General features: G+C 72.6%; 13 protein-coding genes. 10 read left to right on the forward strand and 3 right to left on the reverse strand.

Going from position 1 to position 14,837, the window contains the following annotated elements:
- Nucleotides 1–67: 67 nt before the first annotated feature.
- From hutU to hutI, 4 genes are all read left to right on the forward strand, one after another.
- Entirely contained in the window at nt 68–1,732 is a 1,665-nt protein-coding gene (gene hutU, locus O1G22_RS25125; protein WP_270083382.1) for a urocanate hydratase, read from the forward strand.
- Nucleotides 1,733–1,824: 92 nt separating this feature from the next.
- Entirely contained in the window at nt 1,825–3,039 is a 1,215-nt protein-coding gene (locus O1G22_RS25130) for an allantoate amidohydrolase (protein ID WP_270086532.1), read from the forward strand.
- Nucleotides 3,030–4,373 carry a formimidoylglutamate deiminase gene (locus O1G22_RS25135; RefSeq protein WP_270086533.1) on the forward strand — a complete coding sequence of 448 codons (1,344 nt, stop codon included), beginning with the start codon at nt 3,030–3,032 and terminating at the stop codon, nt 4,371–4,373. Before O1G22_RS25130 ends, O1G22_RS25135 begins: the two co-directional genes overlap by 10 nt.
- A gap of 20 nt (nt 4,374–4,393) precedes the next feature.
- On the forward strand, nt 4,394–5,569 hold the full coding sequence (hutI, locus tag O1G22_RS25140; protein ID WP_270083383.1) for an imidazolonepropionase: 1,176 nt from the start codon (nt 4,394–4,396) through the stop codon (nt 5,567–5,569).
- Nucleotides 5,570–5,587: 18 nt separating this feature from the next.
- On the opposite strand, the gene O1G22_RS25145 is transcribed toward hutI, so the two are convergent.
- The 3 genes from O1G22_RS25145 to O1G22_RS25155 all read right to left on the reverse strand — a co-directional run bounded on the left by O1G22_RS25145 (nt 5,588) and on the right by O1G22_RS25155 (nt 8,730).
- Nucleotides 5,588–5,995, reverse strand: a complete 408-nt coding sequence (locus O1G22_RS25145) for a hypothetical protein (protein WP_270083384.1) — start codon at nt 5,993–5,995, stop codon at nt 5,588–5,590.
- A 110-nt stretch (nt 5,996–6,105) separates the two neighbouring features.
- Nucleotides 6,106–7,641: an RICIN domain-containing protein gene (locus O1G22_RS25150; protein WP_270083385.1), complete on the reverse strand. Its 1,536-nt coding sequence runs from the start codon at nt 7,639–7,641 to the stop codon at nt 6,106–6,108.
- A gap of 192 nt (nt 7,642–7,833) precedes the next feature.
- A complete protein-coding gene (locus O1G22_RS25155; RefSeq protein WP_428986503.1) occupies nt 7,834–8,730 on the reverse strand; it encodes an RNA polymerase sigma factor SigF in 897 nt (298 codons plus the stop codon).
- Nucleotides 8,731–8,993: 263 nt separating this feature from the next.
- On the opposite strand from O1G22_RS25155, the gene O1G22_RS25160 reads away from it, so the two are divergent.
- The 6 genes from O1G22_RS25160 (at nt 8,994) to O1G22_RS25185 (ending at nt 14,778) form a co-directional block, all read left to right on the forward strand.
- Entirely contained in the window at nt 8,994–9,371 is a 378-nt protein-coding gene (locus tag O1G22_RS25160) for an STAS domain-containing protein (RefSeq protein WP_225099234.1), read from the forward strand.
- A 706-nt stretch (nt 9,372–10,077) separates the two neighbouring features.
- Nucleotides 10,078–10,536, forward strand: a complete 459-nt coding sequence (locus O1G22_RS25165) for an ATP-binding protein (protein WP_270083387.1) — start codon at nt 10,078–10,080, stop codon at nt 10,534–10,536.
- 258 nt (nt 10,537–10,794) lie between these two features.
- Entirely contained in the window at nt 10,795–11,496 is a 702-nt protein-coding gene (locus O1G22_RS25170; protein WP_270086534.1) for an LPXTG cell wall anchor domain-containing protein, read from the forward strand.
- A gap of 65 nt (nt 11,497–11,561) precedes the next feature.
- On the forward strand, nt 11,562–12,434 hold the full coding sequence (locus tag O1G22_RS25175; protein ID WP_270083388.1) for a hypothetical protein: 873 nt from the start codon (nt 11,562–11,564) through the stop codon (nt 12,432–12,434).
- Nucleotides 12,431–13,513, forward strand: coding sequence for a hypothetical protein (locus tag O1G22_RS25180; protein WP_270083389.1), 1,083 nt, complete (start codon nt 12,431–12,433; stop codon nt 13,511–13,513). The genes O1G22_RS25175 and O1G22_RS25180 overlap by 4 nt, the downstream gene beginning before the upstream one ends.
- The gene (locus tag O1G22_RS25185; protein ID WP_270083390.1) at nt 13,510–14,778 is read left to right on the forward strand and encodes a hypothetical protein; all 1,269 of its coding nucleotides are present in this window, start codon (nt 13,510–13,512) and stop codon (nt 14,776–14,778) included. Before O1G22_RS25180 ends, O1G22_RS25185 begins: the two co-directional genes overlap by 4 nt.
- Nucleotides 14,779–14,837 lie beyond the last annotated feature (59 nt).

Below are 14,837 nucleotides of genomic sequence, written 5' to 3' on the forward strand. Positions count from 1 at the left end.
ATGTATTGACTAGTTCTATTCAGACCTACAGGATGTGAATAGACGTAGTAACAGGAGGAGGCAGACGATGTCGGGACCCCGCCCCGTACGAGCGCCGCGCGGCACGGAACTGAGCGCCCTGGGATGGCAGCAGGAAGCCGCCCTGCGGATGCTGCAGAACAACCTCGACCCCGAGGTGGCCGAGCACCCGGACAAGCTCGTGGTCTACGGCGGCACCGGCAAGGCCGCCCGTGACTGGCGCTCCTTCGACGCCATGGTCCGCACGCTGAAGACCCTCAAGCAGGACGAGACCATGCTGGTCCAGTCCGGCCGCCCGGTCGGCGTCATGCAGACCCACGAGTGGGCCCCGCGCGTCCTCATCGCCAACTCCAACCTGGTCGGCGACTGGGCCAACTGGGAGGAGTTCCGCCGCCTGGAGGCCCTCGGCCTGACCATGTACGGCCAGATGACCGCCGGTTCCTGGATCTACATCGGCACCCAGGGCATCCTCCAGGGCACCTACGAGACCTTCGCCGCCGTCGCCGCGAAGAAGTTCAACGGCACCCTCGCCGGGACGATCACCCTCACCGCCGGCCTCGGCGGCATGGGCGGCGCCCAGCCGCTCGCCGTGACGATGAACGACGGCGTCGCCCTCTGCATCGACTGCGACCCGCGCGCCATCGAGCGCCGCATCGAGCACCGCTACCTGGACGTGAAGGCGGACTCGCTGGACCACGCGCTCCAGCTGGCGGTCGAGGCCCGTGACGCCCGCCGTCCGCTGTCGATCGGCGTCCTCGGCAACGCGGCCGACCTGGTCCCGCAGCTGCTCGCGATGAACGCCCCCATCGACATCGTCACCGACCAGACCTCCGCCCACGACCCGCTGTCCTACCTGCCGGTGGGCATGGCCTTCGAGGACATGGCCGACGCCGCCGCCAAGGACCCGGCCGGCTTCACCACGCGTGCGCGTGAGTCCATGGCGAAGCACGTCGAGGCCATGGTCGGCTTCATGGACGCCGGCGCCGAGGTCTTCGACTACGGCAACTCCATCCGCGGCGAGGCCCAGCTGGCCGGCTACGACAGGGCGTTCGCCTTCCCCGGCTTCGTCCCCGCGTACATCCGCCCGCTCTTCTGCGAGGGCAAGGGCCCCTTCCGCTGGGCCGCGCTGTCCGGCGACCCCGCCGACATCGCCAAGACCGACAAGGCGATCCTGGAGCTGTTCCCCGAGAACGAGTCCCTGGCCCGCTGGATCAAGATGGCCGGCGAGCGCGTCCACTTCCAGGGCCTGCCCGCGCGCATCTGCTGGCTCGGCTACGGCGAGCGCGACAAGGCCGGCGAGCGCTTCAACGACATGGTCGCCTCCGGTGAGCTGGCCGCTCCGCTGGCGATCGGCCGCGACCACCTGGACTGCGGTTCCGTCGCCTCCCCGTACCGCGAGACCGAGGCCATGCTCGACGGCTCCGACGCGATCGCCGACTGGCCGCTGCTGAACGCCATGGTGAACGTGGCCTCCGGTGCGTCGTGGGTGTCCATCCACCACGGTGGCGGTGTGGGCATGGGCCGCTCCATCCACGCCGGGCAGGTGACGGTGGCCGACGGCACCAAGCTGGGCGGCGAGAAGATCCGCCGCGTGCTCACCAACGACCCGGGCATGGGCGTCATCCGGCACGTGGACGCCGGGTACGACATCGCGGAGTCCGTTGCTCAGGAGCGCGGGGTCCGGGTGCCGATGCGTGAGGGTGACCAGGCGTGACCCAGCGCTCCGCCGAGCTGAGCGGCAACGGTCCGGTGGGGGCTGAGTCCCCGTCGCCGTCTGCCGCTTCGGCCACCCCTTCCTTCCAGGAGATGTGGCGCGAGCTGCTCCCCATCGGGCGGCACCCCGACTCCAAGGGATACCGGCGCTACGCCTGGACCGGGGCCGACACCGAGTGCCGGGCCTGGTTCAAGGAGCAGGCCGAGGCGCGTGGGCTGGCCTACGAGGTCGACCGGAACGGGAATCAGTGGGCCTGGGCCGGGGACCCGGCCGCCGGGGACGCCGTCGTCACCGGGTCACATCTGGACTCGGTGCCGGACGGCGGCGCCTTCGACGGGCCCCTCGGGGTCGTGTCCTCCTTCGCCGCCCTGGACGAACTGCGCGGGAGGGGAGCGCGGTTCACCAAGCCCCTGGCCATCGTCAACTTCGGGGACGAGGAAGGGGCCCGCTTCGGGCTCGCCTGCGTCGGCTCCCGGCTCACCTCCGGGCAGCTGACCGTCGAGCAGGCACACCGGCTGACCGACGGGGACGGGGTCACGCTGCCGCGGGCCATGGAGGCCGCCGGATACGACCCCGACGCCCTCGGGGCCGACCCCGAGCGGCTGGCCCGGATCGGCGCCTTCGTCGAGCTGCACGTCGAACAGGGCCGCGCGCTGGACCTGTCCGGCGACCGGGTCGGCATCGCCAGCGCCATCTGGCCGCACGGGCGCTGGCGGTTCGACTTCCGGGGCGAGGCGAACCACGCCGGCACCACCCGGCTGGTGGACCGGCGCGACCCGATGCTGTCGTACGCCGAGACCGTGCTCGCCGCCCGCCGCGAGGCCCGGCTCGCCGGGGCCGTCGCCACCTTCGGCAAGATCGCGGTGGAGCCCAACGGGGTCAACGCGATCCCCTCCCTCGTGCGCGGCTGGCTCGACTCCCGCGCCGCCGACCAGGACACCCTGGACACCGTCGTCGGCGGCATCGAGAAGGCCGCGCGGGAGTACGCCGACGCCCACGGCATCGATCTCGACGTCGTACGGGAGTCCTTCACGCCCGTCGTCGAGTTCGACCACGCCCTGCGCGACGAACTCGGCCGCATCCTGGGCAAGGAAACCGGTACGGACACCGGCCTGACCGTGCCCGTCCTCGGGACCGGCGCCGGACACGACGCCGGGATCCTCGCCGGGAGCATCCCGACCGCCATGCTGTTCGTGCGCAACCCCACCGGTGTCTCGCACTCCCCGGCCGAGTTCGCCGCCGAGGACGACTGCCTGGCCGGGGTGCGCGCACTCGCCGACGTACTGGAAGGGCTGGCCTGCAGGTGACCAAGGCGACCTACTGGTTGGAACACGCCTGGCTCGGCACCACCGTCGAGCCGGGCGTGGCCCTCGACGTGAACGACGGCCGGATCAGCGCCGTCCGCACCGGCGTCCCGACTCCGCCGCCCGGCGCCGAGATCCTGTGCGGCCTCACACTGCCCGGCCTGGCGAACGCCCACAGCCACGCCTTCCACCGGGCGCTGCGCGGCACGGTCCAGGTCGGCTCCGGCACCTTCTGGACCTGGCGCGAGGTGATGTACTCCGTCGCCGACCACCTGACCCCGGAGACGTACCACGCCCTCGCCCGCGCGGTGTACGCCGAGATGGCCCTCGCCGGCATCACGGCCGTCGGCGAGTTCCACTACGTGCACCACGCACCCGGCGGCACCCCCTACGCCGACCCCAACGCCATGGGCGAGGCGCTGATCGACGCGGCCGCCGAAGCCGGTATCCGCATCACCCTCCTCGACACCTGTTACCTGTCCTCCGGCTTCGGCGAGCCGCCCAACACCCACCAGCTGCGCTTCTCCGACGGCAGTGCGGAGGCCTGGGCCGCACGCTGTGCAGTTCTCAAGGAGCGGGATCACGCACGGATCGGGGCGGCGATCCACTCCGTACGGGCCGTGCCCGCCGACCAGTTGGCGACCGTGGCCCGGTGGGCCGAGGAGCGGCGGGCCCCGCTGCATGTCCACCTGTCGGAGCAGACCGCCGAGAACGACGCCTGCCAGGCCGCCCACGGCTGCACGCCCACCCGGCTGCTCGCCGACCACGGCGTCCTCGGGCCGCGCACCACCGGGGTGCACAACACCCACCTCACGGACGAGGACATCGCCCTGCTCGGCGGCTCGGGCACCGGCACCTGCATGTGCCCGACGACCGAGCGGGACCTGGCCGACGGCATCGGACCGGCCGTCGCCCTCCAGCGGGCCGGCTCCCCGCTCTCCCTCGGCTCCGACAGCCACGCCGTCATCGACCTGCTCGAAGAGGCGCGCGCGATGGAGCTGAACGAGCGGCTGCGCACCCGCACCCGGGGCCACTGGACGGCGAACGCCCTGCTCAGGGCGGCCACCGCCGACGGCCACGCGGCCCTCGGCTGGGACGAGGCCGGCACCCTGGAGGCGGGCGCGCTCGCCGACTTCACGACGATCGCCCTCGACTCGGTCAGGACAGCGGGCCCGCTGCCCCGGCTGGGCGCCGAGACGGCCGTATTCGCGGCGAGCGCGGCGGACGTACGGCACACGGTCGTGGGCGGCCGGCACGTCGTACGCGACGGGGCGCACACCCTCGTACCGGACGTGCCGCACGCTCTCGCGCGGGCGGTCGAAGCCCTCCGCGCCTGACGACCACCCATGAGGACACCATGAGCAGCAGCACCGTCATCACCAACATCGCCACGCTGGTCACCAACGACCCCTCCCTCGGTGACAACTCCCCTCTCGGTCTGATCCAGGACGCGGCCGTCGTCATCGACGGCGACCGCATCGCGTGGACCGGTGAATCCAGCAAAGCACCCGCCACTGACAACCGGGTCGACGCGGGCGGCCGGGCGGTGCTGCCGGGCTTCGTGGACTCGCACTCGCACCTGGTCTTCGCCGGTGACCGCACGCAGGAGTTCAACGCCCGGATGTCCGGCCGCTCCTACACGGCGGGCGGCATCCGCACCACGGTCGCGGCCACCCGGGCCGCGACCGACGCGGAGCTGGAGCGGAACCTCACCCACTACCTGGCGGAGGCCCTGCGCCAGGGCACCACCACCTTCGAGACGAAGTCGGGCTACGGCCTCACGGTCGAGGACGAGTCCCGCGCCCTGCGCATCGCCGCACGGCACACCGACGAAGTGACGTACCTCGGCGCGCACATCGTCTCCCCCGACTACGCCGACGACCCGGCGGCCTATGTCGCCCTGGTGACCGGCGAGATGCTGGACGCCTGCGCGCCGCACGCCCGCTGGATCGACGTGTTCTGCGAGAAGGGCGCCTTCGACGGCGACCAGGCCCGCGCGATCCTCACCGCCGGCCAGGCGAAGGGCCTGCACCCCCGCATCCACGCCAACCAGCTCTCCTACGGCCCCGGCGTCCAGCTCGCCGTCGAACTCGACGCGGCCAGCGCCGACCACTGCACCCACCTCACGGACGCGGACGTCGACGCCCTGGCGAACAGCGGCACGGTCGCCACCCTCCTGCCGGGCGCGGAGTTCTCCACCCGAGCGGAGTGGCCGGACGCCCGCCGGCTGCTGGACGCGGGCGTGACGGTGGCCCTCTCCACGGACTGCAACCCGGGCTCCTCCTTCACCTCCTCCGTCCCCTTCTGCATCGCCCTGGCCGTCCGCGACATGCACATGACCCCCGACGAGGCGGTCTGGTCCGCCACGGCCGGCGGCGCCGCAGCCCTCCGCCGCACCGACATCGGCCACCTGACCCCGGGCGCCTACGCCGACCTGACCCTCCTGGACGCCCCGAGCCACGTCCACCTGGCCTACCGGCCGGGGGTGCCGCTGGTGAGCGGGGTGTGGCGGAGGGGGGTGCGGGTGGTGTGACGGGCGGTCAGCGTCCGTTCAGCGCACCCTGACGGTCTCGGCCGGCCCGACCATCTGCAGACGGAGCTTCTTCGAGCCGAAGTCCGCCTCGTAGAGCGCGCCGCGGAACTGCAGCGTGCCACGGTGCTTTGCCTGCACCCAGGTGTCGACCGCGCCACCGAGGCCAATGCCTCCGTGCGCGCACTTCACCGTACGCCAGGCCCCTTTGCCCTGCCGCTGCTGCACACAGAACTTCTGAAGGACATCGCTGTCGTTCGCGGCGTCCCCCTTCACGTGGACGCGCCCGCCCACCTTCACGGTGTGCGGGCTCACCTTGAAGTCATAGCTGACCTTCGCGGAGGCCGTCACCGCACTCAGCCCGAGTGCCGCTATACCGGCTGCTGCAACGACGGCTGCTCGTGCAGCACGCCGGTTGAGAAAACCCATCGTTTGTCTCCCCCTTCTCGGAACCGATCGCAACCTGTCAGAAGGGGAAGGCGGGAGCGCCGTTGCCCCGCAATTGGTCATTTTTTTCGGCGGCATGCGCGCCGCGGCCGTCAGCTTGCCCCCGCCCGCCACCGCTGCTCCCGCCCCCCGTCCAGCGGTTCCAGGGACACCCCGTACCGCCCGTCCGGGGTCACCGCCGTGTCGACGGCGATGTCCGGGCGGATCGTGCCGTCGGGGGCGACCGTGAAGCGGAGGTTCTCGCCGTTGCTGCCGTAGACCGAGTCGCAGCCCCAGATGCCCACGCCCCGGTCGGTCGCACCCCGGCTGTCCAGGCAGAACGAGTCGTCGGCTGCCGAGCGGAGGACGCCGAGGTAGGTGTCCAGGCGCCAGCGCTGGGTCGGGGAGTCGGAGCAGGGGGCCGTGATGACGTCGTTGCCCTGCTCCAGATTGCCGTCGCGGATGTCCAGGCAGCGGCCCGTGGCGAGGTTCACCACCTGGGCGAAGGAGGGTCCCGGGGGCGAGGGCGAGGGCGAGGGCGAGGGGGTGGGAGTGGGCGTGGGGGTGGGCGTCACGGGGTGCGGTGTGTGCGGGTGCGGTGAAGTCCGGGTGGGGGATGGGGAGTCGGGGGAGGGCGACGGGGAAGGGGACGGGGGCGGGGTCACCGAGATCGTTGCCGTCACCGTCACCGGGGGTGGCGTCGGGGCCGCCGCCACTGGTTCTTCGCCCCTCTTACGGCTGCCCGGTACGAGGAGCAGGACCAGCAGCGGGCTCAGGAACACGGCCAGAGCGGCCGAGGTCAGCAGGACGCGGCGGGTCGGTCGCCACGCCGCTTGTGCGGCAGGCGGGTTGGGAGTGGGCTCAGCCGTACGCAGGTACGCCGGGCCGTTCCACGGCAGCAGGCCCTCCGCCAGGGTCTGCCGGGGCGAGTCCCACAGGGCCCGCAGGTCCTCGAACGCGGTCGTGCAGTGCGGGCAGTGCGCCATATGGGTGTCGAGGTCGGTGCTGCGGCGCGGGCTGTCCGGTCGTACCGCCTCCTCGATCAGCCGGCGGAAGTCGGCGCAGCGCGGGTCGTCGGAGGCGGCGAGGCGATGGCGCAGGCACGCCTGGGACAGGGCCGTGAGCGCCTGCGGGGTGCCGTACGCCACGTCGGTGCGGCTCAGACCGAGGAAGGCGGCGGTGCGTTCCTGCGGTTCCTGCTCCAGTACGCCGTACCAGATCAGGCCCTGAGTACGGGAGGGCAGCGAGCGGAACGCCGGGAGGAGGGGCGGGGTGGGACCCTCGGGCCGGCCCGACGCGTTCAGGACGAGCAACAGGCCGGGGTCGACGCCCGCGGAGCGCTCGTCGTGGGCCCAGGACGTGGCCAGGGCGGCAGTCAGCAGGAGGAGGCGGTGGCGCAGCGGGACCGCGGGGTCGACACCGCGGGTCGTCTCACGGGCCACCGTGGTGAAGGTCTCGGCGGCCAGCCGGCGGGCGGCGGACTCGCCCGCGGCACACAGCCGGGCATAGGCCAGGACCGCCGGATGGTGGCGCCGGCGCAGCTCCTGGAGGGCCGGGTACGCCGTGGGGGCGGGGGCGCGGAGGAGTTCGGTGAGGCGGGTGTCCGGGGTGCTCTCGTGCACCCCGTCCGCTGCATCCGCTCCGTCCATCCCGGCACCGCGGGTCCCGGCACCATCCGCTCCGGCCCCGTCCGCCCCGTCTGCCCCGTCTGCCCCGTCCCCCTGAGCCATCGCCCGCCCTCCTCTGACATACCGGCCAGTTTGGTGGGCTCATGGTGGTGGAGGGGGACGAGTGCGAAAAGAGGTTTCCGCGGGTAACTGCATAACGGTTGGAACCCGAGGTCACTCCTCCAGTGTCAGCCCCCTGCGCAGGCGCACCAGGGTCCGGGACAGCAGCCGGGACACGTGCATCTGGGAGATGCCGAGTTCCTCGCCGATCTCGGACTGGGTCATGTTCGCCACGAACCGCAGGGAGAGGATCTTCCGGTCCCGGGGCGGGAGTTCGGCGATCAGCGGCTTGAGGGACTCGACGTACTCGATGCCCTCCAGGCCGTGGTCCTCGTACCCGATGCGGTCCGCCAGCGCGCCCTCGGTCTCGTCCTCCTCGGGCTGGGCGTCCAGCGAGGAGGCGGTGTAGGCGTTCGAGGCGGCCATGCCCTCGACGACCTCGTCCTCGCTCAGGCCGAGCCGCTCGGCCAGTTCCGCGACCGTGGGGGAGCGGTCCAGCTTCTGGGCCAGTTCGTCCCCGGCCTTGGCCAGGTCCAGGCGCAGTTCCTGAAGCCTGCGCGGGACGCGCACGGACCAGGACGTGTCGCGGAAGAAACGCTTGATCTCGCCGATGATCGTCGGCATCGCGAAGGTGGGGAACTCCACCCCGCGCGAGAGCTCGAAGCGGTCGATCGCCTTGATCAGGCCGATCGTGCCGACCTGGATGATGTCCTCCATCGGCTCGCTGCGGGAGCGGAAGCGTGCGGCGGAGAACTTGACGAGCGCGAGGTTCAGCTCGACGAGGGTGTTGCGGACGTACGCGTACTCGTGCGTCCCTTCCTCCAGCGTCGTGAGGCGCTCGAAGAGGGTCTTGGACAGGGCCCGCGCGTCGACCGGGCCGATCTCGTCGTACGGGGGGATCTCCGGGAGTCCCTCGAAGGCGTCGAGGGGTTCGATGGGATGATCCAGCTGGTCCGGTGGGGGTGTCGACGTCGCGTTCGGGGTAGGCGATGCGTCGAGCCGGGGTGACATGGTGTCCTCCATCGTTCTCGGCATATGGCTGCCGAAGCCGTGCGTGCACTGCGGTGTGCGGCGCCTCCAAAGCCGACGTGGGCCTGTCCCGGCCCGGTGGGGTCATGTGTGTCCTACTAGCCCTACCGGCTTCCCTCGATCGATCGCAAGTGCGTTCTGTTCAGGTATGTCCGATTATGTGAGGTTGTTCGGGTGTCGGAGTGCGTGAGGAAGGCGTAATGTTCGAGGGCATCAGCGGCCACGACCTCGGGAGAGAGAACGGCATGGACCACGGGATGGTCGGCAGCGCACAGTCGGGCCGGCTTCTGGTGGAGGTCCGGGAAGAGGGCTCCAGCGCCGTCGTGCAACCGGCGGGTGAGCTCGATCACCACACCGCCGATCTGCTGCGCGAGCCCCTCGACGACCTTCTGGCCAAGGGCTTCTCGCGTCTTGTCGTGGACTGCACACGCCTGGAGTTCTGCGACTCCACGGGTCTGAACGTCCTGCTCGGCGCCCGGTTGAAGGCCGAGGCCGCCGGTGGCGGGGTCCATCTGGCGGGGATGCAGCCGGTGGTGGCCCGCGTGTTCGAGATCACGGGGGCCGAGGCGGTCTTCACCGTGCACGACTCCGTGGCGGCCGCCCTGGCGCCCGGCGCCGGCTGAGCCCGCCGACCTCGTCCTTCCTGTTCCTCCCGGTTTCCCCTGGTCCCTCGGCCTCCTCGCATGCCGTCCTGGCGCGGCAACCGCTTCCGGTGCGCCGGGCCCGGCCCGGGGCCGAAATCGGGGGTGTCCCGCCGAATCGGCCGGGCAGGAGAGGGCAGGGGAGGCGGCGGGAGGCGAGAACGGGCAGAAACAAGCAGAAGCGGGCAGGTGGAGACCGGTCGATGCCGACCGGAGCCGGCCCTTGAGACGTGAACTGGCGGATCGGTGAGGTGAAGCGCTGATGAGCACCACCCGGCCTTGCTCGCCGGGCGACCGCGGCCCGGAGTCCAGCGGCGCTTCCGGGGCGTCCGAGGAGGGTACGCCGGAGGGCGCGCCAGAGGGCGCGCCCACGGAGGCGGCCACGCCGGCCGAGTCCACGGAGGCGGCCACGCCGGCCGAGTCCACGGAGGCGGCCATGCCGGCCGGGTCAGAGGGAGCGACCGCGCCCGCTGAGTCCGCGGGGACGACCGCGCCGAGCGGGTCGAAGGGGGCGACCGCGCCGGCCAAGTCCGCGGGGACGACCGCGCCCGCCGAGTCCACGGAGGCAGCAGCGACGTCTGCGGCTGCGGGGGGAGCCTCCCGGCGCGCGCCGGCGGAGGGCGTCGCGCCGTCCGGGTCTGCCGGCGGAGCGGACGGTGTGCAGGACACTGCCGGCGGAGCGGACGGTGTGCAGGACACTGCCGGCGGAGCGGACGGTGTGCAGGACACCGCCGGCGGGCGGCGGATCCGCAGGATCCGGCTGGAGGGCGAGAGCGGGGTCGTTCCGCTCGCCCGTGACTTCACGCGCCAGGCGCTGTACGCGTGGGGCTGGATGCCCGCCGCCACCGCCGACCAGCGGGCTGCCGCCGAGGACGTGCTGCTCGTCGTGTCCGAACTGGTCACCAACGCCTGCCTGCACGCCGAGGGCCCCGACGAACTCGTCCTCGCCTGCGACGACAAGGTGATCCGGCTGGAGGTCTCCGACCGCGGCACCGGCCAGCCGGCCCCGCGCACCCCGCACCGCGCCGGCCGCCCCGGCGGTCACGGCATGTTCATCGTGCAGCGGCTGTGCCTGGACTGGGGTGTCGTCCGGGTGGCGGGGCGGCCGGGGAAGACGGTGTGGGCCGAACTCGGCACTCCGCTGTGAGGCCGGTTGGCGCGGTCGGGGTCCTGTAGGTCCTTGGCCGCGGGCGCGTTGCGGTTGCTCGCTCCCCCAAGTTCTCGGCTTCGCTCGAACAGGGGGGACCCCGTCGCGGCGGAGCCGCATATCGATACAGCCCCGCGCCCCCTTCGGGGCGTTTGCATCGTCACCAATCCTCCCCCGCACCGTCTCTTCCTTCCTCACGCGCCCCGGCGTACCTTGACGGCTCATCTGATGAACCGTCAGGAATGGGGTGGACCGACCGTGTCGTACCCGAAACGAACCGCCGCGCTCGCGTCCGCCGCGGCCCTGGCCGGCTCGGTGGTGCTGCTGGCGGCGCCGGTGGCCCACGCCGATGTCGTCGACGTCAACTACCAATGCAAGACACCGATCGGGATCAAGAGCGCCGTCTCGCCCATCAACGTGACGGGCGTCAAGAGCGGCAGCGGCTACACGATCACCCTGTCCTGGCAGAAGGGTGTCTCCTCCAGCCCGGTCGAACTGGGCAAGGGGGCGATGAGCCCGAGCGCCACCGTCAAGCTGGGCGGCGCGGACAGCGGCGCGCTTCCGGTCAGCGGTCCCCCCAACGCGGCCGCGATCCCCGCCAACACTCCCATCAAGATCAGTGACTTGACCGGCACCTACACGCCGAAGCACACCGGCAAGGTCACCTTCACGCCGGGCACGCTCATCATCAAGGCGCTCGATACGACGACGACGTGCACGCCGACCAACAACCCCGGGCCCGGCCTGACGCTCGACGTGACAGCGGCCGGCGGCTCGGCCTCGTCCTCCGGCGGCTCCTCGTCCAGCAACTCCTCGTCGTCCTCCGCCGCCGGACAGCTCCCGCAGACCGGCCCCGAGGACTCGGCGGTCGCCCTCGGCACGCTCGGCGCCACGGTGTTCCTCGCCGGCGCGGCCGGCACGCTGTGGCTGACCCGGCGCGGGCAGTCCGTACGCCGCTGACCCCGGCCCACGACGTGCGGTCACGCCGTACGCCGCCGAACCCCTGGCCACCGCTGGAGCCGCCCATGCCGTCCGCCGCCCGCGTCCTGCCCGTCGCCCTGTGCCTGCTGTCCGTCGTGCTGGGTACGGCACCCCATGCCGCTGCCGCGGCGGACACCGGCTGGTCTGTCGCGCCCGTGGGCGGTGGCCGGCCGTCGTTCTACGCCGAGGGCCCGCCCGGCACGGTCCTCCAGGACGCGGTGTCCGTCACCAACTCCGGGCGCGCACCGCTCGTCGTACGGCTCTCCGGCACCAGCCTGCGCACCGTGTTCGCCCGGCAGTCGCTGAGCATCCCCGCCCGCACCCGCGCCGAGGTGCCCTTCACGCTCACCGTGCCCGTCGGGGCCGCACCCGGCGTCCGCTCCGGCGCCGTCGTCGTACGGGACGCGCACGGGCGTACGGCGACCGTGCCGGTCCGGCTCCGCGTCGGCGGCCCGGCGCTCGCCGCGCTGACCGTCGAGCACCTCGCCGTACACGCCGACAGCATCACGTACGACCTGGTCAACCGGGGTACGACCGTCCTCGTACCGAGGCTCGCGGTGCGCGCGGACGGCGTGCTCGGCCGGGTGCTGGACCGCGCCCCGCGCACCCTCCCGGTCCGGCTGCGCCCCGGTGCGCGCGTGCGGCTCAGCGAGCCCTGGCCGGACCGGCCCGCGCTGGACGCCGTCGACGTGACGCTGACGGTCACCGCACCGGGCGGAGCGCACGACACGGCGACCGCGTCGGCCCGGTTCGTGCCGTGGGCGTCGGCGGCGGAGGCGGGCGGCGCGGCGCTGGCGGCGGCGGGCGCGGTGCTCGCCCTACGCCGGCGGCGGGGTCGTACACCGCACGACGTCTCGCCGGGGCCGGCCGAAACCCCGTGTTCCGGCGCGGAATTGACGGGGGGCGTGTCGAGGTGAGGCTTCCGCGGCTGTCCGTGTGCGCGACCGTGCTCGCGCTGCTCCTGCTTCCCCTCGCCCTCCCCCTGGCCGCCCCGGCGAACGCGGCGGACGGCCCCGCGGTGAACCTGTCCGCGACCCAGGCCGGCACCGGTGGCTCGGTCACCGTCAGCGGGACCGGCTGGCGGCCGCGCACGCTGCTGATGCTGCTGGTGTGCGGCCGGGCCACACCCGCCCGGGGTGTGATCGGCGGCACCAACTCCTGTGCCAACGGCGACGGCAGGGCCGTGACCACCGACGCCCAGGGTGCCTTCAGCAAGAAGGTCCCGGTCGCCGAACCGCCCGTGCCCTGCCCCTGCGTGGTCCACGTGGCCACCGTCACCGGGGCGCAGGCGGAGGCGGACGCCGTGCTGGAGGTCGCCGGGCATCCGGTCGCCCCGCTGCCCGCCGAACAGTCCGGCGGGCGCCTCGCGATCCTGTCCGACACCCGGCTGACCGGTTCGAGCGGGCTGCTGACCTGGTTCGGGGCGCCGCCGAGCCGCAGCCTGGTCCTCACCATCGGCAACACCGGCACGAGCACGATCAAGGACCCGGTGTTCCAGGTCGGCTCCGCGCACGGCGTGTTCGCCCCGCAGTGGGACGACCGGCAGTGGCACGGCACCCTGGCGCCCGGCAGGAAGGCGCAGGTCGACCTGCCGGTCGAGCTGTCGGCCGGGGCCCACGGGGACTACACCGTGTCCCTGAAGTACGACGGCAAGGTGCTCGCCGAGCAGCCGTGGGGCGTGGCCCGGCCCTGGGGCGTGACCCTCTTCTGGATCCTGCTCTGCCTGGTCGTGCCGGCCGCGCTGTTCCGTATCGGCATGGCCGTCGTGGACCGGGTCCGGCCGCGCCGTCCGGGTGCCGCCCGCCTCACCGGCCCCCTGCGCCTGCCCCGGCTGCCCCGCCCCCGCGGCCGTACCCCCGAACCGCCCCCCTCGACCCCGACCCTGCCGTGGTTCACCCCGGACTCCGTCCCGGGCGGCCCGGCCGGCCGGCTCTCCGCACCGCACACCGACAGCCCGACGAGTCCCACGACTCCCACCACGAAAGGACCGACGTGAGCATCCGAAGGAGAGGTACGGCCGCGGGCGCCGCGCTGGCGCTGAGCGGTGCGGGCGTCCTGCTGGGCCTCGGCGCGACCCCGGCTCAGGCGGCCGAGGTGGCGTACGCCACCCACTGTGTGCCGCCCGCGGGGATCAGTCCCGTCGACGGCACCACGAAGGTCGAGATCGACGCGCCCGCCACCGCGAAGGTCGGCGACACGGTCGACGTCGTCTGGAAGTTCGTGCAGGCCGCGTCCAAGAATCCGGACATCATCGACCTGCCCGCGAACTCGGTCCAGCCGTCCGGGGTGCTGAAGGCGGCCGGCGCGCAGATCGCCGACATCGCGATGCAGGGGACACGCACGAACCCCGCGATCCCCAAGGGCGGCGACATGGTGCTGTCCGACATGAAGGGCAACCTGAAGCTGACGACGGCCGGCGAGGTGACGCTGACGCCGGACGCGTACACGGTCAACGCGATGTCCACCGACACCAAGTGCACACCCAAGGAGACCGTCCAGAAGGCGGCGACGATCCAGGTGACGGGCGGCGGCGGAACGTCCGGTACGACACCGACCCCCACCCCGTCGGCGACCCCGACCCGGTCGGCCACCCCCACCGCCTCGGCCACGGCCACCGGCGGCAGCGGCGGTCAGAGCGACTTCACGGGCAAGGAGGTGCAGATCCCGTACGCCTGCAAGACCCCGATCGGCGACAAGAACGCGACCTCGCCGGTGCAGATCAACGCGAAGAAGAGCGGCGGGGACTTCGGCCTCACCGTGCAGTTCAAGAAGTCCGTGATGAACAGCCCCGCCGACATCCCGGCGAACTCCGTGAAGCCGTCCATGGAGGTGGTGCTGGGCGGCGCCGACAAGGGCACGGTGCATGTGGAGGGGCCCACCAACGCCCAGCCCATCAAGTCCGGCGACCCGATCACCATCCCGGACCTCACCGGCACCTACAAGCCCGGCGCGAGCGGCTCCTCGACGCTGTCTCCCGGCGTGCTGACGGTCAAGGCGCTCGGTACGACCACGACGTGCACACCGACGAAGACGGAGGTCTCCCTCACCCTGGACACCAGCGGGCAGCCGGGCGGTGCCTCGGGCGGCACGTCCACCTCCGGCGGCTCGACCGGCACCAGCGGCACCAGCGGCTCCGGCGGCCTCGCCGACACCGGCGCGAGCGACCACGGCGCCCTGAAGGCCCTGGGCCTGGTGGCCGGCACGGCGATCCTGCTGGGCGGCGCGGTGTTCACGTTCATGCCAGGCCGCAAGACACGCTGACGCGCCCGTGACGCGAAGAGGGCCGCCGCACCCCAGGGATGCAGCGGCCCTCTGTCGGC

Source organism: Streptomyces camelliae (genome assembly GCF_027625935.1).
Lineage (GTDB): Bacteria > Actinomycetota > Actinomycetes > Streptomycetales > Streptomycetaceae > Streptomyces > Streptomyces camelliae.